Source organism: Bradyrhizobium cajani (assembly GCF_009759665.1).
Classification (GTDB): Bacteria; Pseudomonadota; Alphaproteobacteria; order Rhizobiales; family Xanthobacteraceae; genus Bradyrhizobium; species Bradyrhizobium cajani.
The window spans coordinates 1-19,305 of sequence record NZ_WQNE01000010.1; the positions used below are offsets into that span (position 1 = coordinate 1).

Annotated in this window: 14 protein-coding genes; 8 read left to right on the forward strand and 6 right to left on the reverse strand. The window is 61.6% G+C overall.

The annotated features are described in order from the left end of the window. Both GPL20_RS39950 and GPL20_RS14300 read right to left on the reverse strand, forming a co-directional pair. The coding region (locus GPL20_RS39950; protein ID WP_157330117.1) for a hypothetical protein at nt 1-121 on the reverse strand (121 nt) is incomplete at its 3' end. Nucleotides 122-291: 170 nt separating this feature from the next. Continuing rightward, on the reverse strand, nt 292-1,311 hold the full coding sequence (locus tag GPL20_RS14300; protein ID WP_157330118.1) for an NAD-dependent epimerase: 1,020 nt from the start codon (nt 1,309-1,311) through the stop codon (nt 292-294). Between the two features lie 278 nt (nt 1,312-1,589). Between GPL20_RS14300 and GPL20_RS14305 the strand changes: the two genes are divergently transcribed. After that, nucleotides 1,590-2,705, forward strand: coding sequence for a glycosyltransferase family 4 protein (locus GPL20_RS14305; protein ID WP_167533020.1), 1,116 nt, complete (start codon nt 1,590-1,592; stop codon nt 2,703-2,705). Nucleotides 2,706-2,787: 82 nt separating this feature from the next. Continuing rightward, nucleotides 2,788-3,951: a glycosyltransferase gene (locus GPL20_RS14310; protein ID WP_157330119.1), complete on the forward strand. Its 1,164-nt coding sequence runs from the start codon at nt 2,788-2,790 to the stop codon at nt 3,949-3,951. Between the two features lie 5 nt (nt 3,952-3,956). Here GPL20_RS14310 and GPL20_RS38810 read toward each other — a convergent pair whose 3' ends face one another. After that, the gene (locus GPL20_RS38810) at nt 3,957-4,100 is read right to left on the reverse strand and encodes a hypothetical protein (RefSeq protein WP_167533021.1); all 144 of its coding nucleotides are present in this window, start codon (nt 4,098-4,100) and stop codon (nt 3,957-3,959) included. A 594-nt stretch (nt 4,101-4,694) separates the two neighbouring features. Here GPL20_RS38810 and GPL20_RS14315 point away from each other — a divergent pair. The 5 genes from GPL20_RS14315 (at nt 4,695) to GPL20_RS14335 (ending at nt 11,270) form a co-directional block, all read left to right on the forward strand. Further along, nucleotides 4,695-5,864 (forward strand): polysaccharide biosynthesis/export family protein, encoded by a 1,170-nt coding sequence (locus tag GPL20_RS14315; RefSeq protein ID WP_254126271.1) that lies wholly within the window; start codon nt 4,695-4,697, stop codon nt 5,862-5,864. A 159-nt stretch (nt 5,865-6,023) separates the two neighbouring features. Then, entirely contained in the window at nt 6,024-7,316 is a 1,293-nt protein-coding gene (locus GPL20_RS14320; RefSeq protein WP_167533040.1) for a glycoside hydrolase 5 family protein, read from the forward strand. Beyond that, on the forward strand, nt 7,199-8,542 hold the full coding sequence (locus GPL20_RS14325) for a glycosyltransferase family 4 protein (protein ID WP_246250481.1): 1,344 nt from the start codon (nt 7,199-7,201) through the stop codon (nt 8,540-8,542). The genes GPL20_RS14320 and GPL20_RS14325 overlap by 118 nt, the downstream gene beginning before the upstream one ends. A 56-nt stretch (nt 8,543-8,598) precedes the next feature. Then, entirely contained in the window at nt 8,599-9,813 is a 1,215-nt protein-coding gene (locus GPL20_RS14330; protein WP_157330123.1) for a glycosyltransferase family 4 protein, read from the forward strand. Nucleotides 9,814-9,878: 65 nt separating this feature from the next. Beyond that, nucleotides 9,879-11,270, forward strand: coding sequence for a polysaccharide biosynthesis protein (locus GPL20_RS14335; protein WP_157330124.1), 1,392 nt, complete (start codon nt 9,879-9,881; stop codon nt 11,268-11,270). Between the two features lies 1 nt (nt 11,271). Here GPL20_RS14335 and GPL20_RS14340 read toward each other — a convergent pair whose 3' ends face one another. Continuing rightward, nucleotides 11,272-12,504: a glycosyltransferase family 4 protein gene (locus GPL20_RS14340; RefSeq protein WP_157330125.1), complete on the reverse strand. Its 1,233-nt coding sequence runs from the start codon at nt 12,502-12,504 to the stop codon at nt 11,272-11,274. Nucleotides 12,505-13,413: 909 nt separating this feature from the next. Between GPL20_RS14340 and GPL20_RS14345 the strand changes: the two genes are divergently transcribed. Next, a complete protein-coding gene (locus GPL20_RS14345; RefSeq protein ID WP_157330126.1) occupies nt 13,414-17,772 on the forward strand; it encodes an RHS repeat protein in 4,359 nt (1,452 codons plus the stop codon). A gap of 64 nt (nt 17,773-17,836) precedes the next feature. Here GPL20_RS14345 and GPL20_RS14350 read toward each other — a convergent pair whose 3' ends face one another. Then, the gene (locus GPL20_RS14350) at nt 17,837-18,574 is read right to left on the reverse strand and encodes a class I SAM-dependent methyltransferase (RefSeq protein ID WP_157330127.1); all 738 of its coding nucleotides are present in this window, start codon (nt 18,572-18,574) and stop codon (nt 17,837-17,839) included. A 165-nt stretch (nt 18,575-18,739) separates the two neighbouring features. Next, nucleotides 18,740-19,246, reverse strand: a complete 507-nt coding sequence (locus GPL20_RS14355; protein ID WP_246250483.1) for a serine O-acetyltransferase — start codon at nt 19,244-19,246, stop codon at nt 18,740-18,742. Between the last annotated feature and the right edge of the window lie 59 nt (nt 19,247-19,305).

Here is a 19,305-nt window from a genome sequence, read left to right on the forward strand (position 1 = left end):
GATGAAGCGCCGCGATCTTCTTCTCGTCCTTGTCGACGCAGATGACGTCGTGGCCAAAATCCGCAAAGCAGGCTCCGGACACCAGTCCGACATAACCCGTGCCGATCATCGCGATTCGCATGAAAAAGCTCTTTCCGTTGAAGACGGATGTTCCACCGAACACCCTAGATCATTTCTCTATTCGACCGCACGCCTAACATTAGGGCAAGTTGCTGCGCGAACCGAACAAACCTTAGCCGCTTTGCGTGACAAGGCGATCGCACAGGGCTCGCGTGGACCGCCGCGCGTGGATCACACGCCGTGGTACTCTCGATACCATTCGACGAAACGGCCAAGGCCGTCCGCAATTGACGTCGACGGCGAGAAACCGACGTCGCGCTGGAGCGCGGAAATATCGGCGCGCGTCTCCAGGACGTCGCCGGCCTGCATTGGCAGCAATTGGCGGATCGCGGGCTTGCCGATGATCTTCTCCAGCGTCTCGACGAACTCCATCAGGTTGACCGACCTGTTGTTGCCGATGTTGTAGACGCGATACGGCGCATAGCTCGACGAATTTTCCGGCCGCTCGGCGTTCCACGCGGGATTCGGCGTGGCGGGCCGGTCGAGCGTGCGGATCACGCCTTCGACGATGTCGTCGACATAGGTGAAGTCGCGCCACATATCGCCATTATTGAAAATCCTGATCGGCTCATTGGCAAAGATGGCGCGCGTGAACAGCCAGGCGGCCATGTCGGGCCGGCCCCATGGGCCATAGACGGTGAAGAAGCGCAAGCCCGTCACCGGGAGCTTGTGAACATGCGCGTACGTGTGCGCCATCAGCTCGTTGGCCTTCTTGCTTGCTGCATAAAGGCTGACCGGATGGTTCACCGAATGCTCGGTCGAATACGGCAAGGTGCGGTTGGCGCCATATACCGAGCTCGACGAGGCGTAGACGAGATGCGCCAGACCATGGCGCCGGCCGGCCTCCAGCACCGTGACGAAGCCGTCGCAATTGGCGCGGATGCTGGTGATGGGATCGTCGATCGAGGCACGCACCCCCGGCTGCGCCGCCAGATGCACGACGCGGTCGGGCGAGACCTCGTCGAAAACGCGCGTCACCGCGGCGAAATCTGCGAGGTCGATCCCGTGGAAGCTGAAGCCCGGACGGCGCTCGAGCGTTTGGAGGCGCGCGCGCTTGAGCGCCGGATCGTAATACGGAGTGAGCGCATCGATGCCGACGACTTGCTCGCCGCGCGCCAACAGCCGTTCACAGACATGCATTCCGATAAAGCCGGCAGCACCGGTAACGATCACTGGCCGCAAAGTTGTCATCTCGTTCATTCCGCGAAGCAATGCCAGACCATGACAGGAGAGGCAAGGTTTGGACAATCACGACAATCATCAAACCAAGCGCATCCATGTAAGCGCATCGAAATGTGTAGGAAACATGATGGCGTCATGCATCCTCGCATGCTATCCGCCTGCGAAGATGTTCGAACGTAGCGCCAGATGTGCTACACGTGATAGAACAGAGTTCGGCGCGGATGCTTAGTCTTGAGGCAACGTTCGCGTAAGACGCCAGCAAGACTCCGCAAAGAAAAAGATCGGCTTTGAAACTTTCCATCAACGGCAGGTTCCTGTCACAATCGCTTACGGGCGTGCAGCGCTACGCCGCCGAAATCGTCAAGGCGATGGACCGTTTGCTCGCGAGCGGAGAGGCCCCGCAGCAACTGCTGGATGCAGAGTGGCAGGTCCTCGCGCCGCCGAATGCGCAGACGCTTGCCGGTCTTCGCCGCATCACCATCAAGCAGGTCGGATCGTTGCAGGGCCACGCGTGGGACCAGATCGATCTGGCCCGCGCGGCCGTCGGGACGCGTCTTGTCAGCCTTGCCAATTCGGGGCCCGTGCTCCACCGCGATCATCTGGTCGTGATTCACGACGCGCAGGTTTTCAGGCGTCCGGACTTCTTCAGCTGGCGCTACCTCGCCTTGCATCGGACGCTCGGCCATTTGTTGGCGCGCACCGCAACGATCGCAACAGTTTCCGCGTTTTCGCGCAACGAACTTGCCGAAGTATTGTCGCTGGATCCCGCGTCGATCCCCGTCATTCCGAACAGTGCAGAGCACTTCGCGACCGTCGAGCCCGATCTCTCGATCATCGACAAGCTGCATCTTGCGCCCCACCAGTTCTTCCTCTTCGTCGGGTCGATGACGAAGAACAAGAATGTCGACACCGCGATTCGCGCCGCCGAGCAGCTTGGCCGCGCCGATTTTCCGCTGGTCGTGGTCGGCGGCGACAACAGCAAGGTCTTCGGCGGCGCTGCCGCGCAGTCGAAGACCGGCGTCGTCATTGCCGGGCGGCTCAAGGACGAGGAGATCGCAGCACTGTTCTCCCGGGCTGCAGCCTTCGTGTTTCCGAGCCTCTATGAGGGATTCGGCGTGCCTCCGCTGGAGGCGATGTTCTTCGCCTGTCCGGTCATCGCAAGTTCCGCCGCTGCCTTGCGCGAGACCTGCGGCGACGCCGCCGCCTATTTCGATCCGCTCAACGCGGACGAGCTGTCGGCGCGGATGCGCGAAAGAATTGCACTCGGCAGGATCTCGCCAGAGGAACAAGAGAAGCAGCGGCTCCGGCTGGCGACATATTCCTGGGCCAAATCCGCCGCAGCGATGCTCGAATTCCTCGCCAAACCGGCTTCCCAAGCCGTGTCCGGCCGCCCGGCACGATGATGCGGCCCAAATATTGCTGCGTAGAGGCGTTAGACGTGTGTTTGAAAGATCTGGCGTCTGCAAGACAAGGAAGGAATGACCGTTGTCCAGCGGCCTGAAAGTTCTGCATGTCGCCGAGACGGTCAGAGGCGGCATCGCGACCTATCTCAACGAGCTTCATCCGCACCAGTGCGCGAGCTTCGGGCGCGGCAACGTCAGTTATGTCGTTCCGTCCGACCATCGCAGCGATCTGGTGAACATCGAGGATGATGCCGTCACCACGTTTTCGCGCGACGGCCGCAACGCGGTCGGCCTGTTCAGCATGCTGTTTGCGACGATTCGCGCGGTCCGGCAGCTTCGGCCCGACATCATCCATCTCCACTCGTCGTTCGCAGGACTCGTGGTGCGCCCGGTGCTCTGGCTGACCTATCGACGTTCGCGCATCGTCTATTGCCCGCACGGATGGGCCTTCGGCCGCGAGACCGGCCGCCTCAGCCGCGAGGTCACGAAGTTCACCGAACTCGTGCTGTCGAAGCTCACCCATCGCATCGTGTGCATCTCGGAAAGCGAGCGCACCGATGCCATGCAGGTCGGAATCGCGGCAAATCGCCTGGCTCTTGTGCACAACGGCATCTCCAAACAGCGGCCCGTGCTCGATAAAGGCGCAGCGCCGTGGCGGTCGGAGAAGATCAAGGTGCTCTTCATCGGGCGCCTCGACCGCCAGAAGGGATACGACCTCCTCATCGAGGCGGCCCGCGCGCTCGGAGACACGCTCGATGTGCGCCTCATCGGCGCTTCGGTCGTCAGCAAATTCCACCGGAGCGACCTGCCGGCCAACGTCTCGCTGCTGGGCTGGATGAACCGCAACCAGATCGAGGCCGAGCTCGACCAGGCCGACATGGTCGCGATTCCATCACGCTGGGAGGCGTTCGGCCTGGTCGCGATCGAGGCGATGCGGGCGGCCAAGCCGATCATCGCCTTCCGGATCGGCGCCCTGCCGGAAATCGTCGAAGACAATGCGACGGGCGTGCTCTGCGACGAGGTCTCGGCCGACAAGCTGGTTGAAGGTTTCCAACGCGCAACCAGGCTGGACTTGACCGCGGTCGGCCGGGCCGGATATGAGCGCTTCTCCCGCCTCTACGATATCGAGCAGACGCACCGCACCTTGAGTCAGGTCTATGCCGATGTCCTGCATGTGCGCGAAAGCAAATCCGGGCAGCAGCAAGCAAAGTTGCAGTCCGACTTGCCGAACAATCTGCGATCATAGGCCGATCAGGCCGTTCGCCGCACATCGCCCGGCGCGAACTCGCCGTCGGTCACCCGATTGTCCGAGAACGACCACGCAATTGCGGATGCGACGATCGCCGCGCAGGTGAGAAAGCCGGCTGCGAACAGCAGCGATCCGGTCTGCAACATTATCTTCGCCTTCCCTGTTGTTTGCCCGACAATTAGGCGGATCAGGATTAGGAAGACCTTACAGGCGCCGGCACGACGCCCGCTTCCGGATCGGAGCGTTAACGGAGGCGGAATCCCGCGGCAGAAACATCGATCCAGGCGTCGCAGGATGTCCGCTGGCGCTTACGCCTTTGCAATCCATCGACAGGACCACAACGCCGAGTAACCGTGAACACGATTTCAATACTTGGAGTTACAGGAGCACGTCCGACAATGATGCTCTCGCTTCGCGCGACGGGTTGCGCTGCCCCTCACAAGATCGCTTGCCGCCTCAATCGTGACATCGGTCTGACACCCCCATGTCGAATTTGCGAGCTGCATATGAAAAAGGTCGTGACGCACAAATTTTGAACAGCGCTATTGAGCGCCAGCGACGTTCTCGCGTTGCAATAAGGTCACAGCCATAACTGCTTTACCATAGAATCGAACACGCGGCAGTGACTCTGCCGCTCAAGGATTGGTACGGTGATTTCGATTTTAGATGAGTGCGAGGGAATGGCGGTGGCTAAGACCGAACGTTTTGATTTTGATTTCGGGATTAGCCGAATCCTGGCCGTGTCTGCGATCAGCGTCTCCTTGGCGGGTTGCGCGGGCTTCATTCCCTTAGACGCTCCGGATGCCGTCGCAACGCAAACAAATGCCGCGCTCGTCACCGAGCCGAGCGCGCCGCTCGCCTATGCGCTGATGCCGGCCAATCCGGCGATCCTCCAGGCGACCAATTCGTTCACCGACACCTCCGGAATGATCTTCTCGCGCCTTCCGGGCGGCAATTATCGCGACGTCACGATCGGCATCGGCGACATCGTCACCGTGACCGTCTACGAAGCGCAGGCAGGCGGCCTGTTCATTCCGCGCGAAGCGGGCGTGCGGCCGGGCAACTTCGTGGACATTCCGCGCCAGCAGGTCGACCAGTCCGGCAACATCAACATTCCCTATGCGGGATCGGTCAAGGTGGCCGGGCTGACGCCGCGGGCCGTGTCGAATATCATCCGCGAGCGCCTCAAGGACCGCGCCATCGACCCGCAAGCGGTCGTCAGCGTCGCCGAGCAGCGCGGCAACCAGATCAGCGTGCTCGGCGAAGTCAATTCGCCGCAGCGCTTTCCCGTCGATCCCGGCGGCATCCGCCTGATGGGCGCGATCGCACGCGCCGGCGGCCCGAAATATCCCTCCTACGAGAGCACGATCACGATCAAGCGGGAGGGCCGCACCTACAACGAGTCGATGTCGACGGTGGTGCACCACCCCAGCGAAGACGTCCTGCTCGCGCCCGGCGACGTCGTCTTCCTGACCCGCATTCCGCGCGTCTACATGGTCTTCGGCTCGACGCCATCTCCGGGGTCGATCGGCGGCACCAACAACCGTCGTTTCTCGTTCGAGAACGACAATATGTCACTGGCGGAAGCCATCGCGAAGGCCGGCGGCCTCGACGGCCTTCGCGCGGACTCCAAGTCCATCTATGTGTACCGGTTCGAGCCGAAGCCGCTTCTGGAGCGCATCGGAATCGACGTGTCCCAGTTCCCGACGAAAACGGTTCCCGCCGTCTACAAGTTCGACATGAGCAAGCCAGACGGCTGGTTCCAGGCGGATACGTTCAGGATGCGCGATCATGACGTGATCTCGGTGGCGGAATCGCCGTCGACCGAATTCGTCAAGCTCATGAACCCGTTGAACGCCGCAAGCGTGAATGCGGACAACATCAGCTCGGTGGTCGTGAACTCCAAATAGCCCAACTCGACGCGCTCAATGACGAGCGCGCAGACAAGGCACCTCACCCAATTGGGGCCACAGAAGAGGACTAGCCTTGTCGGGTTGACGCGAGCAGGAGTGGATACCAGCGTGACGGAGCAAAAGAGGAGACGCGCGTATCGTCGTTTCCGGATGCTGATGTGTGGGCTCTGCGCCGCGGCCGGCCTCGTCTATCCTGCGAACGCGCAGAATGCGCAGCCACTCGATCAGCGTTTCCTGCTGGGGATTGGCACGCACCAGGGCCTCGGCGGCGTGACCAGCGCCCGCGGCTATGTGCCTGCGACGGCCGTCAAGCAGATGAAGGAGCTCGGCTTCACCTCGTTCCGGGACGACTTCCCCTGGTCGGATTTCGAGCTGCCGGGCAAGCAGCTCGGCTTCAATGCCCTGAACGGCCGCCTCGAGACCCAGATCAGATCCGGCGTCGGAATCCCGCTGCTCATTCTCGGGACCGGTCATCACCTCGTCCCGAACTCCGATCCGCCAACGACGGACGAAGCGCGCCAGAGGTTCGTCACCTATGCCGCGGCGGCCGCGCAGGCGGTCGCTAACCGGCAGCCGATCTTCGAATTGTGGAACGAGTACAATCTCAGGGCGCGCGCTGAGCCGCTGTTCACCGTCGAAAACTACGTGACGCTTGCCCGTCTGGTGCAGCCGGCGGTCAAGCAGGCGGTCCCGTCCGCGCCTTTCGTGGTCGGCGCGCTCGGCGACGATCCGGGCTGGAAATGGACCGACGCGCTCTTGAAGACCGACCTGCTCCGCGTCGCGGACGGCATGTCCATCCACATCTACAACCACTGCTTATCACCGGCCGGGCGCACTGCGGCTGAGGCGATCGAGCGGCTGCAAAATCTTCATCAACGCGTCGCACAGGCGACCGGCAATCCCGACTATCCCATCTATCTGACCGAGACCGGCTGGCCCACCCCGAACGCGAAATGCGGCGTGACCGAGCAGCTCGCCGCCGACAACATGGCGCAGATCATCCTCTGGGCGTCGACCGCTGGTCCCTGGCTGAAGGGAATCTGGCTGTACGAATTGAAGGACAGCGGGACGAAGCCCGGCGACCTCGAGGACAATTTCGGCATCTATCATTTCGACAATTCACCGAAGCCCGCCGTGTGTTCCGTTCGCGAGAGCTGGGCCTTCATCCGCACGAGCCTGAAGGCGGCGCGAACCGCGCCGGTGCCGGGCGTCGTGCAGATCCGCAGTGAGAGCGGATCCGAAACGAAAGTGGCGCTTTGGTCGGAGAATCCGTCGAAGCGCTTCGAGGTTCGACTAAGAAATGCGGAATCAAATGCCGAGATCGGCTATGTATGTCAGCAAGCGCCGGCCTCTGCCGCCGGCGCCTGGATGGCGTTGTCGACGACGCCGTTGCTCGTCAGCGTCAAGGGCTCGGCCGTGCCGGATTTCGAGATCCGGCGATCGAACTGACGCTGCGGCTGGCTGGTGAAGGGCTCCCCTTGAAGATACTGATCGTCAACACGCTCTATCCGCCCGAAATCATTGGCGGCGCCGAAGTGTCCGTGTCGCTGCTTGCAGAAGCGCTCGTTCAGCGTGGCCACCAGGTTGCGGTGGTCTGCCTTCAGAACAAGCCGGATCGCACGGTCGACGAAGCAAAGGGCGTCCGCGTGTACCGGTTGCCGCTGGACAACGACTACTGGCCGTTCGGCAACGACAGGAAGCCATCTTCGGTCCAGCGGCTGAAATGGCATCTCAAGGACACGTGGAATCGCAGGTCCGCGGCGCGTTTCGCCGAAATTCTCGATCTCGAGAAACCCGACGTCGTCCACACCAACAACCTCACCGGATTTTCGGTCTCGTTGTGGTCGCAGGCCAAGCAGCGCAACATCAGGATCGTGCACACCTTGCGCGACTACTCCCTGCTCTGCAAACGTTCGACACTGTTTCGCGGGGACACCACATGTGCGCAGCGCTGCACCCTCTGCGCGACCATGACGTCTCCCTATCTGCTGGCTTCGCGCATGGTCGATGCGGTGGTCTCGAACAGCCAGTTCGTGCTCGATCAGCACACGAAGCTGAAATATTTTCCGCGCACCGATGGCCGCGTCATCTTCAACATCGCCGATCCGGGCTCCGTGGTGCCATCGCCGCCTTCGGACTCGAATGATCTGATATTCGGGTTCATCGGTCGGATCGAGGCCGAAAAAGGTATAGAAGTAGTTCTAAGGGCAGCCGAGCAGCTCCCCGACAACGGATGGCAGCTGAAAATTGCCGGAAAGGGGCTCGAGGATTACGTGCGGGGGTTGAAAGGCCGCAGCGGAAGGAATGTCGAATGGCTCGGCTTCGCCAAGTCAGCCGAATTCTATGCGGGCATTGACGTCTGCCTGGTGAGTTCAGTCTGGCCGGAGCCGCTGCCGCGGACATTGATCGAAAGCATCAACGCAGGCCGGGCAACTATTTGTTCCACGGCGGGAGGGATTCCCGAAATCGCGGGGTTTTCCAACTTGATCGGCTCCTACGAGCCCAACGATCATAAGCGACTGGGAGAATTGATGCTGAAGGCCGTCAACGAGAGGTCACACTGGAAGCTCGCCCGGCCGCCGCTGGCGGGATTTGCCGAGAGGTTTTCGGCCGATTCAGTGACAGGACAATATTTGGACGTCTATTTGAATAACAATCGGACCAACCGGCAATAGGCCGAAACGGAGATTTCAGCAAAGCCATTGGCAGGATAGCTGGACAGACCATTTCGATGAAAATCCTTATCACGTCATCCCTCTATCCGACGCCGTTGGCTCCGAAGGTGGTCGGTGGCGCGGAAATTTACGCCCGCCGCCTCGCCGAGACCCTGGTCAGTCAGAACGACAGCGTGGAAGTGATACGTGCCGCATCGACGCCGAACCAGCAGATGGAGAGCTGTAACGGCATCGACGTGTATTCGGCACCCGTGCACAACATCTATTTTCCTTTCGCCAGACAGCACAGCGCGCCCGTGCGCGGCATCTGGCACGCGATCGAGGACTGGCAGCAGATGTCGGCGATCGTTGCGGCGCGGATCAAGGCCTTCAAGCCCGACCTCCTGCACTCCCACAATCTCTCCGGCTTGACGACGGCGGTGTGGCGAACCGCGGCGGAAATGGGCGTTCCCGTCCTGCACACGCTTCACGACTACTATCTCACCTGCCCCCGCTGCTCGCGCTTCTCGGACGGACATATCTGCGAGGCGAGCTGCATGAGCTGCCAGCTCCTGACCTTTCGCCGCCGCGGGGCGACGCGACATCTGGACGCCGTCGTGGGCGTCAGCCAGCGCATTCTCGACATCCACACCCGCCTCGGTCTGTTCACACAGACACCGCTGAAAGTCGTCCTTCGAAATGCTTCGACGGCCGACGTCGGGAGCGACGACCAGGCGAGCATGGCCGACGGCAGCATCACATTCGGCTTCATCGGACGACTGACGGAAGAGAAAGGCATCTACAATCTCGTTCGCGCCATCGCGATGCTGCCGCCGGATCGCATCCGGCTCGTCATCGCGGGCCACGCATCCGAGAGCCAGCGCGAGCACATCAAGGCGCTTGCTCCCAATGCACGAATGGAGTTTCTGGGCTTCGTGCAGCCGAAGCAATTCTACGAACAGGTGAACGTCGTGGTCGTACCTTCGGTCTGGGAAGATCCATGCCCCCTTGTGATCGCCGATGCCCAAGCCGCCTGCAAGCCGGTGCTCGGCACCCCCTTCGGCGGCATCCAGGAGGCGATCATGCCCGGCCTCACCGGCTGGTTGACGTCTCCCGATCCGGCCTCGATCGCCAAGAGCATCCTGGCAATCCTCGACGCCCCCCAGCAGATTCTCGAGATGAGCGGACGATTGAAGTCCGGTATCGTCAAATGGACCTTTGACGACGTGGTCAGCGGTTATCGCAACGTCTTCGACCAGCTCATGCGCAGCCGCGGCATGCCACGTACGTAGCGGAGGCGGACGCAGATGCCGCCCCTCGATCATCCCGCCATGTTCTCTCTCACGCGTCGTCAGACATGATCAGCCTGCTCGCATTCGGCAGCTATATCTACCAGAGTGCGTCCGCGATCATTCTGATCTTTGCCGTCAGCCATATCCTCTCCCCGGCCCAGTACACCTCGTTTTCGCTGGCGCTGGCCACGAGCCAGCTGTTCTGCGTCTTCGTGTTCGAATGGCTGCAGCTGGCCGGCGTGCGTTTCCTGGCCGCCGCGTCCGGAGAAGAGGCGGCGCGGCTGCGATTCTCGCTGTTCACCGCGGGCCTGCTCAGTGCGCTGGTTCTGCTACTCATCGGCGGCGTGGCGGGGCTGGTGAGCCCGTTCGCGCCAAGCGTCGTCGCGCTCGCGCTGGCGATGGCCGTACTGCAAGGCGCCACCGATCTGTTTTTCATGATCGTGCGCGTGTCCGATCGGCTGGCCACTGCATCCATCCTCCTGATACTGCGCGCCAGCGTGCTTCTGGTCGGTGCGGTCGCGGCCGCGCTGCTCTACGGCACGGCGGCCGCGACGCTGTGCGGCGTCGCTGCGGGTTACGGCGCGGTGCTTCTGGCGAGCCTGATCGTGCATCGCACCTCGTTACGGCGGACCTCGCGACACGCCATGCTGACGGATTGGGGCAATTTCTGCCGCTACGGCATCATGGCCGCGGCCGCCTCCGTCATACATCTCTCCGTCCCCGTCACGTTGCGCTTGATCGTGATCGCCACGCTCGGCCGCACGTCAACGGGGGCCGCCGGGTTTTCGATGGCGATCGATCTATTGCAGCGTCCGTTCTCCGTTCTGGTGGCCGCCATTCACACCGTCAGCTATCCCAATGTCGTCGTCCAGTTCGAGCGAAGCGTCGACGGCGAAGCGCGCAAAGCCACCTCCCGCATGCTCGACTTCATCCTCTGTGCGACGATCGTGATGCTGGGCGGGCTGATCGGCCTTCTGCCCGACGCGGCGCACCTGTTCGTCCCGTCCGACCTGCTGGTCGATTTTCTGAACGCTGCGCCGGTCGCGGCGGTCTTTTACTTCCTCCACACCCACCTTCAGGCCACGCTCGCGATCGTGCCGCATCTGACCAAATCGGCCACAAGGCTGGTGGTCATCGCCGCGTGCCAGCTGCTGCTGGTCTCGGCGGCATCCTCGATCGGCGCGTTGCTGCACATATCGGTCGCGGGACAAATCGCGAGCGCGGCGCTGGCCACGGCACTCGTCATCCTTTTCGCAAGCGGTCCGCTGATCCGGTTCCGGGCCGCACCGCGGACGCTGCTGATCGTGGAAGCAACCGTCGCCGCTGCGGCGATCGCGACGCTCGCCGCAGCTCCGTCGGATTCCCTGGCCTGGCTTGCGGGGAAGATCGCCTTTGCCGGCCTCGCCGTCGTCCTGGTGACGTGGCGAGGCGATCTGCTGGCGTCGGCGCGTAGCTAAATCAGGCCTTGACCGCGTGGGCCAGCGGATCGCCGCTGGAATCGCCGGTCAAGCCGTAGATCTTGAGGGTCTCGTCCACCATCGGACCGACACCGAAATGTTGCTGGGCGCGCGCCAGGGCATTGCGCGACAGCGCGGCGCGCATCGCAGGATCGGCCACTTTCTCGAGCGCGCCGACGAGCGCATCGACGTCCTCGAACGGCACGATGAAGCCGGTCTGCCCCTGGATGATCTGGTCTGAAGCGCCTCCGGCCGGGGTTCGCACCGGAACCAGTCCCGTTGCCATGGCCTCGGCGACCCCGAGCGGGAATCCCTCGAACCGGCTCGGAAGCGCGAACACGTCGGCGGCCCAGAGAATTTCGCGGACGTCGCCCATGAACCCGAGGAACTTGAATGTGTCCTTGTCTTTCTCGTCGGCGAAGGCAAACGACTTGATCTCCTTCTCGCGCTCGGCTCCGCCGCTGCCGACGAAATAGCATTTGATGTCGATCGGCGAAGGACTGGCGCTGTCGCGGATCTTGCGCGCCGCCTTGATGAGAAGGTCGTGGCCCTTCACCCAGGCGAGACGCGCCGCCAGCAGACACATGAACTCACCCTCCGCGACGCCGAACTTCGCACGCGCATCGCGGCGCTCGGCATCGGACGGCGGACGGAAATGCACCGTATCGACGCCACCGTACACCTTGGCGATGCGGTTCTTGCCGAACAGCACGTAGCGGCGCAGATGCCGGAGCGATTCCTCCGACATCAGGATGAGGGTGTGCGGAAAGAACAGATTGAAGAACAGGATCTGGACCGGGCTGAACGTCGATTGCGGCGCATTCTGCACCTTCTCGATGTTCCCCAGCACCGAGGGATGATACGTCGCAACACAGCGGGCCCCGGTGAGCAGCGAGAGCAACCTGCCCCACATCAGCATGCCCAGTCCGTGGACGTTGATCACAGTGATGTCGTTCTCCCGGATCAACTTCAAGAGCCGCATGAAGATCGACAGCGAGGGCAGCTTGCGGAGACCGGGAACGACGTGCCACTGCTTGACGGCCGCTGCCAGCTTCTGACGCTTGTACTCTGATTTCTCGTCCGACCGCACGATGCCGGAGACCAGGTGAATCTGTACGCCGCGAGCGTGCAATCCGGTTGCCAGGGTCTCGCAATAGGATGCAATCCCGTCATTGCAGTTCACGACCTCAACCAGAAACATGACATTCGGGGCGCCCGAGGCGGAATCCTTCATGGGAATGGCCTTCTACTCCGTTCGATCAACGAGACTTTAACCAGTGCTTAGCGGCAAATTTCGTGCCGTGCCAGCGGTTTGCCCGCCATAGCGTTGCGCGCCTAACATATTGACGTTGCGGATCTGCGACACTCCGCCCGGCACGGCGGCACGCCCGGACATCGTGCGTCCCGCGGCCGCAGCCGCGCGGTCGCGGCGAGCTTGCCACCCGGATCGCTCAAGCAACTCCCGGTTGCATATCGCCGACAATCGCCCCGACGCGACGCCGCGCTCCTGTCTGGCCGATGTCGTTCGTCCGAACGACCTCCAGTCTCAACGCGGTGAAGATCACCTCTGCCTCGTTCGGAAGCCAGACGAAAGATTCGTCGACGCCGACACGACCACCACGACGGCAGAAGAGAAGAACAATGCTCGGGCAGAAAGTTCCGTGGCACGAGCGTGCTGACTTTCGATGTCGCGTGACGATTCGGAAGGCTTCTTCAGCTTCGGCGCGGGACCAAGTGTCACATTCGAAGTGAGGCCCGTGTTTCTACGACCTTTGTTTCCAGGCGACTAGATCGATTCCAAGCAGAGGCTTAGCCGCGCTCAACGCAAGACATTGGAAACAAATCTGCCTGCACGAGTAGCAAATGCGCTTCGATTAGGCATCGGCACAACATCGCACGAACATCGTCGTTGCATCGCCATCGCGACGTCATGCTGCAAGCACATTGGCATGGTTTTCAGAGATGACTCAAAGTGCAGGCAGATTCGTGCGCTGAGGGCGTCGCGCAGGAAGTCTCGGTGAGAAAAACTCCGGGGTGCTTCCATTTTTACCGATCTCCCCAACTCGAAAAACAGAGATTGGCCGATACGACGGACGCAGGCGGCAACGAACTCTCGCGTTCCAGAAAGGGCTCTGAAATTCCGATGACCACCGCATCACCAGATCAAACGATCCTGTCAGCGAGCACCTTTATCAGTTCCATCGGCGTCAATGTTCATGTTGGGTATTCGTGGGGGGCTTACGACAACCTCGCCCTCGTCGAAGACAATCTCAAATATCTCGGGGTGACGAAACTGCGCGGTGGACTCGCAATCAGCCCCGAGGCGGAGCCGATTGTCGAGGGCCTCGCACACGATGGATACAAGTTCGACCTTGTGGTTCCATCGGGCGTTCCGGCCGGTGGCTCAGCCGCACTTCAGGACTACCTCGACGCCGTAAAGGAGTTCGCGGCCGAGAACCCCGGCAGCGTCATCGCACTGGAAGGCCTGAACGAGGTCAACATCCAGGAGTTCACATATAATGGGAGCTCGAGCATCGCGGCCGCGGCCCAGTTCCAGGCGGTCTATTACGCTGCCATCAAGGCCGATGCCGCACTCAAGAACATTCCCGTCTACAATCTGTCGATCGGCTACAACGACCTGGCCGACTACGCCAATCTCGGCGACATGTCGGGGTCGACCGACTACGCCAACTCCCACGCCTATGTCAGCACCAGCCTGACACCCGAAGCCGCCCTCGAGCAACTGCTCGGCAACGCCACGTCGGTCACGGGCGGCAAGCCGGTCGTGATCACGGAGACGGGCTACACCACGAAGAGCGACACGCCGTATGTCGGCGCCAGCGAGAACGTGCAGGCGAAATCGATCCTGAACACATTGGTCGACGCCTACAAGGACGGCGTCAGCGCCACCTATCTCTATCAGTTGCTCGACGCCTCGGGGACCAACGATCCCACGAATTCCGAATCGCACTGGGGCCTGTTCAACAGCGACGGAACCCCGAAGCTCGCGGCGACCGCGGTCCACAATCTGACGACGATCCTGGCTGACGACGGCAAGGGCGGCCAAACGCCAACCGCTTCGCTGAACTACACGCTCGACGGTCTGCCCGCGAGCGGGAACAGCATGGTTCTCGGCAAGAGCAACGGCGCCTATGAGCTCGTGGTCTGGGCGGAACCCAAGGTCTGGAACGACGCCACCGACACCGAGATCTCGAACCCGACCACGTCGGTCACCGTCAATTTGGGCAGCGTCCATCATCTGATCAGCGTTTACGACCCGCTGAAGGGCAGCACCCCGATCGCTACCTACACCGATGTCAGCCAGGTCGTGGTTCCGATTTCGGATCATCCCCTGATCATCGAGATCGACGCTCCGACAGGAGGCGGCACGACGCCGCCTGCCGTGACCGATGTCAGCGGAACCGCTGAGGACATCGTGTCGCAGATGTCCGAGCTGAACGCCTCGGATTCGCTTCAGACCATCACGCTCACCGACACGCACGTGCTTCCGGTCGCCTCGATCGCGACCATGGAGTACATGATCTCGCACTATACGAATGCGCTGGCGGCCATCCAGGGCGGCTACCAGTTCTCCATCACCAATTCGACCGACACCTGGAGCGTGACCAGGGTCTACGACTCCTCCGCAAGGCTTGTCTCGACCAGCACCTCCAACTTCACGGACGGCGTCATCACGAGCAAGGTCACGTTCAATACCGACGGTTCGTCGGAGAACATCGCCTATAGCGGCGGCAAGATGATACGTGACGTCACGGTCTCGCCGATCGGCGACAAGGACACCAAGACCTACGATACGAACGGCAACCTGATCGCGGACCTCGTCCAGAACAAAGACGGCTCGTCCTCGAACACGCTCTATTCGGCCGGCGTCAAGACCAAGGTCTATGTCACCAATGCCGACCGCACCCACGACAACTACTACTACAACATCACCGGCCAGTCCTACACCAGCGAGCACGACCACCTCGATGCGAGCGGAAGGCTGCTGTCCGTCGTCCGGACACATGCCGACGGTTCCATGGCCTACAGCCAGGTCTTCAACAGCGACGGCAGCAAGGTCACGACCCAGTACGACTCCACGGGTCACAAGATCTCGGTGATCACCGTCACGGCGACGGCGACCACGACCGACTTCTACACCACGGCCGGCGCGCTCAAGCAGACGGTCGAGCAGACGAGCTCCGGCAACGTGACCACTACGAACTACAATGGGTCGCTGCTGGTGTCCGTCTACGTGGTCAATGCCGACGGGTCGAAGGATTCGAAACTGTACGACTCCAAGGGCATCATCGCGAGCGACCTGGTCCAGAACGCCGACGGCTCGTCGTCGAATACGCTCTATGCGGCGGGCGTCAAAACCAAGACCTATGTCACCAACGCCGACGGCAGCCGCGACAACTACTATTACAACATCACCGGCCAGTCCTATACCAGCGAGCACGATCATCTCGATGCAAGCGGCAAGCTGCTGTCGGTCGTCCGAACGCACGCGGACGGTACGATGGCCTACAGCCAGGTATTCAACGGCGACGGCAGCAAGGTCACGACCCAGTACGATTCCACGGGCCACAAGACCTCGACCGTCACCATAACGTCGACGGCCACGACGACCGATTTCTACACGACCACCGGTGCACTCAAGCAGACGGTCGTGAAGACGACCTCCGGCAACGTGACAACGACGAACTACAACGGCTCGTTGCTCGTATCGGTCTACGTGGTGAACGCCGACGGCTCGAAGGACTCGAAGCTTTACGACTCCAACGGTATCATCGCGAGCGACCTGGTTCAGAACAAGGACGGCTCGTCCTCGAACACACTCTACACGGCGGGTGTCAAGACCAAGGTCTACGTCACCAATGCCGATGGCAGCCGCGACAACTACTATTACAACATCACCGGCCAATCCTACACGACCGAGCACGACCACATCGATCCGAGCGGGAAGCTGCTGCTGGTCAGCCGCACGCATGCCGACGGCACGATGGCCTACAGCCAGGTGGTGAACAGCGACGGCAGCAAGGTCACGACCCAGTACGACTCCACGGGCCACAAGATTTCGGTCGTCACCGTGACCACGTCGGCGACGACGACGGACACTTATGACCCGTCGTCCGGGTTGCTGAAGCAGGAGATCGTCAAGACGAGCTCCGGCACCACCACCACGAACTACAATGGCACGCTGCTGGCGTCGGTCTATGTGGTCAACGTCGACGGGTCGAAGGACACCAAGCTGTACGATTCCAGCGGCAAGATCGCCAGCGACCTCGTGCAGAACAAGGACGGCTCGTCCTCCAACACGGTCTATTCAGCCGGTGTCAAGACGAAACTCTACGTCACCAATGCCGACGGCAGCCATGACAACACCTTCTACAACATCACAGGCCAGAGCTATACGACCGAGATCCAGCACCTCACCGCGGCCGGCACGCTGACGACCCTGACCCGGCTTCATGCCGACGACACGCTTGCCTACAAGCAGGTGATCAACAGCGACGGCAGCAAGGTCACCGACCTCTACGACAGCACCGGCCACAAGACGAGCGAGGTGCTCAACGGCACCGACGGATCGACCACGACGGACATCTACAATTCGTCCGGAGACGTCACCCAACATGTCGTCAAGACCGCCGGCGGCGACGTGACGACGACGAACTACGTGAACGGGCTGAACTCGTCGATTTATGTCGTCAATGCCGACGGCACCAAGGAGACGAAGCTGTTCGACAGCAGCGGCAGCCTGACCAGCGACTATGTGCTGAACAAGGACGGCTCGAACTCGACGACGGTGTATTCGTCCGGGGTCAAGACCGCGGTCTACGCCAACAACGCCGACGGCTCGCACGACAACACGATCTACGGCATCACCGGCAAGAGCTACGTCACGGAGCAGCAGCACATCGATGCTTCGGGCAAGATGACGTCGATTACCCGTTCGCACGCGGACGGCACGCTCGACTACACGCAAGTCATCAAGCCGGACGGCAGCAAGGTCACCGACGTCTACGACTCGACCGGGGTCAAGACGACCGAAACCCTCAACAACGTCGACGGAACGACTGACGTCTTCAAGTTCAAGGTTTCCGGCCTGCCGGGGGCCGTCGAACACGACAGCTACAACAGCAGCGGCTCGCTGCTGACGATCGACGTGCTCAACACCGACGGCACCCACGCGGTCACGGCCGTGACCGCGGGGCTGACACTGGCCGGCGGCGGCGGCAACGACATCTTCTCCACGGCTCCTGGCACGACCACCGTCATGTTCGACGGCGGCAACGACCAGATCAAGAGCTTCCACGCCGGAACCGCATCCAACCACGACACGATCGAAATCCTGAAATCGCTGGTGGCCGACTACAGCCACCTCCAGATTTCGCAATCGGGTTCGGACACGCTGGTCCAGCTCACGTCGGCCGATTCCATCCTGCTGAAGAATGTGAATTCGACGACGCTCGATCACGGCAACTTCCTGTTCGTCTGACGCGTGAGACTCGCTGGCAGGCCTGCCTGCCAGCGAGAGTTCCGAGACGACAGGTGAAACGACGTCAGTGCGGCCGCGACGGTGTGGCCGCACCGATGAAGATGATGTCTTCGGCCAGCAGCGGGAGCTGCCGCAGCAGCATCGACTTCAGCTTTCCGGCGCGCATGAAAGTCGCCATCTTTACCTCGACCGGCGCATAGCCGGCGTCGATCGCGACCTTGGCGATCGTATAGGGCGTGAAGAAGAACCGGTGATCGCTGTTGATCGTCTCGACGTTCTTCAAGATGCCCTTGATGTTGCCGCCCCTGAAGGCGTTCGGGACGGTGATCACGATGTGATCGACGACGTCGCCGTAATTTTCCCTGAAGCGCGACAGGAACGCGACCGGGTTCGGAATGTGCTCGACGACTTCGCCGAACACGGCGATGTCGAACTTCCGACCGGATATCGCGTCGATCTTCTGAGCCGACGTCACGTCGCCGGCGACCATGTTGTCGAGCCCGGAAATTCGCGATGCCTCCCGCACCGCATCCGCATCGATATCGACGCCGATCGTGTATTCGGAACACTCCGTGATCAGGCCATGCAGCCAATCCCGGTTGTCGATCTTTCGCTTGATGAGCGGCAGATGGTCACAGCATCCGACATGCAGGACCCGCTTGCCCCGGCAGATGTCCACGAGGACGTCACATCTGTATCGGACGTCCCCGTCTCCCCGATACTGCACGACGATGGTGTCTTTGAATTTCGAACCGTCGAGATAGGGATAGACTTGCGAAAAATCTGTGATGATCGACGACATTGGCTGGCCCTCGGTACATGATTAGTCGTTTCCCGACACAACTATACATAGCCAGCAATCAGAATTGTGACCGGATTCTCGCCAAGGCCGATTCGAAGCGCGCCAAGTTGCGGCCAGAATATGTGCAATTGCCGACGGCGGAACCGAGGCGGCTGCACTCGCTCTTTAGGCGCGCAACCGGCCCGGCGCGTCCGCGCGCACGATCCGCGCAGGCGCTCCTGCGGCGACGGAGTGCGGCGGAACATCACGCGTCACCACCGCGTTGGCGGCGACATTTGCTCCCTCGCCGATCGAGGTCGGGCCAACGATCACGGCACCGGTATAGATGACGGCATTGTCGCCGATGGTCGGGCAGCCCGGCTCATCCCAGGCGCGCCGACCGAGCGTGACATTGTGATACAGCATCACGGAACGGCCGATCCGCGCGCCCTCACCGACTACAACTCCGGTCGGATGCGGCAAGATCAGCCCCGGACCGATTTCCGCGAGAACCGAGATGTAGCAGCCGCGACGCATCAGCGCGCGCACGAGCAGCCAGGTGATCTGATGGCCCCACCGAGTCTGGAAGCGCAGCATCTTGGCAATGCGCCAGGTCGTGATCACGGCGAAGCCGGGACTCGTGAGCAAGGCGATGAGGGCCGCACCAACACCGGACTTGCCGGTATTCGCCATCAAGTCCTCGCGCCACGGAATCCCCGCCTGGGGTCTGGCACCTGTTCCCGCTTCTGAAG

Coding starts and splice junctions, on each gene's coding strand:
- GPL20_RS14335 (WP_157330124.1), top strand. CDS start 9,879: ATGATCAGCCTGCTCGCATTCGGCAGCTATATCTACCAGAGTGCGTCC.
- GPL20_RS14320 (WP_167533040.1), top strand. CDS start 6,024: ATGTGTGGGCTCTGCGCCGCGGCCGGCCTCGTCTATCCTGCGAACGCG.
- GPL20_RS14350 (WP_157330127.1), bottom strand. CDS start 18,574: ATGTCGTCGATCATCACAGATTTTTCGCAAGTCTATCCCTATCTCGAC.
- GPL20_RS14325 (WP_246250481.1), top strand. CDS start 7,199: ATGTCAGCAAGCGCCGGCCTCTGCCGCCGGCGCCTGGATGGCGTTGTC.
- GPL20_RS14345 (WP_157330126.1), top strand. CDS start 13,414: ATGACCACCGCATCACCAGATCAAACGATCCTGTCAGCGAGCACCTTT.
- GPL20_RS14340 (WP_157330125.1), bottom strand. CDS start 12,504: ATGAAGGATTCCGCCTCGGGCGCCCCGAATGTCATGTTTCTGGTTGAG.
- GPL20_RS14330 (WP_157330123.1), top strand. CDS start 8,599: ATGAAAATCCTTATCACGTCATCCCTCTATCCGACGCCGTTGGCTCCG.
- GPL20_RS14355 (WP_246250483.1), bottom strand. CDS start 19,246: ATGGCGAATACCGGCAAGTCCGGTGTTGGTGCGGCCCTCATCGCCTTG.
- GPL20_RS38810 (WP_167533021.1), bottom strand. CDS start 4,100: ATGTTGCAGACCGGATCGCTGCTGTTCGCAGCCGGCTTTCTCACCTGC.
- GPL20_RS14300 (WP_157330118.1), bottom strand. CDS start 1,311: ATGACAACTTTGCGGCCAGTGATCGTTACCGGTGCTGCCGGCTTTATC.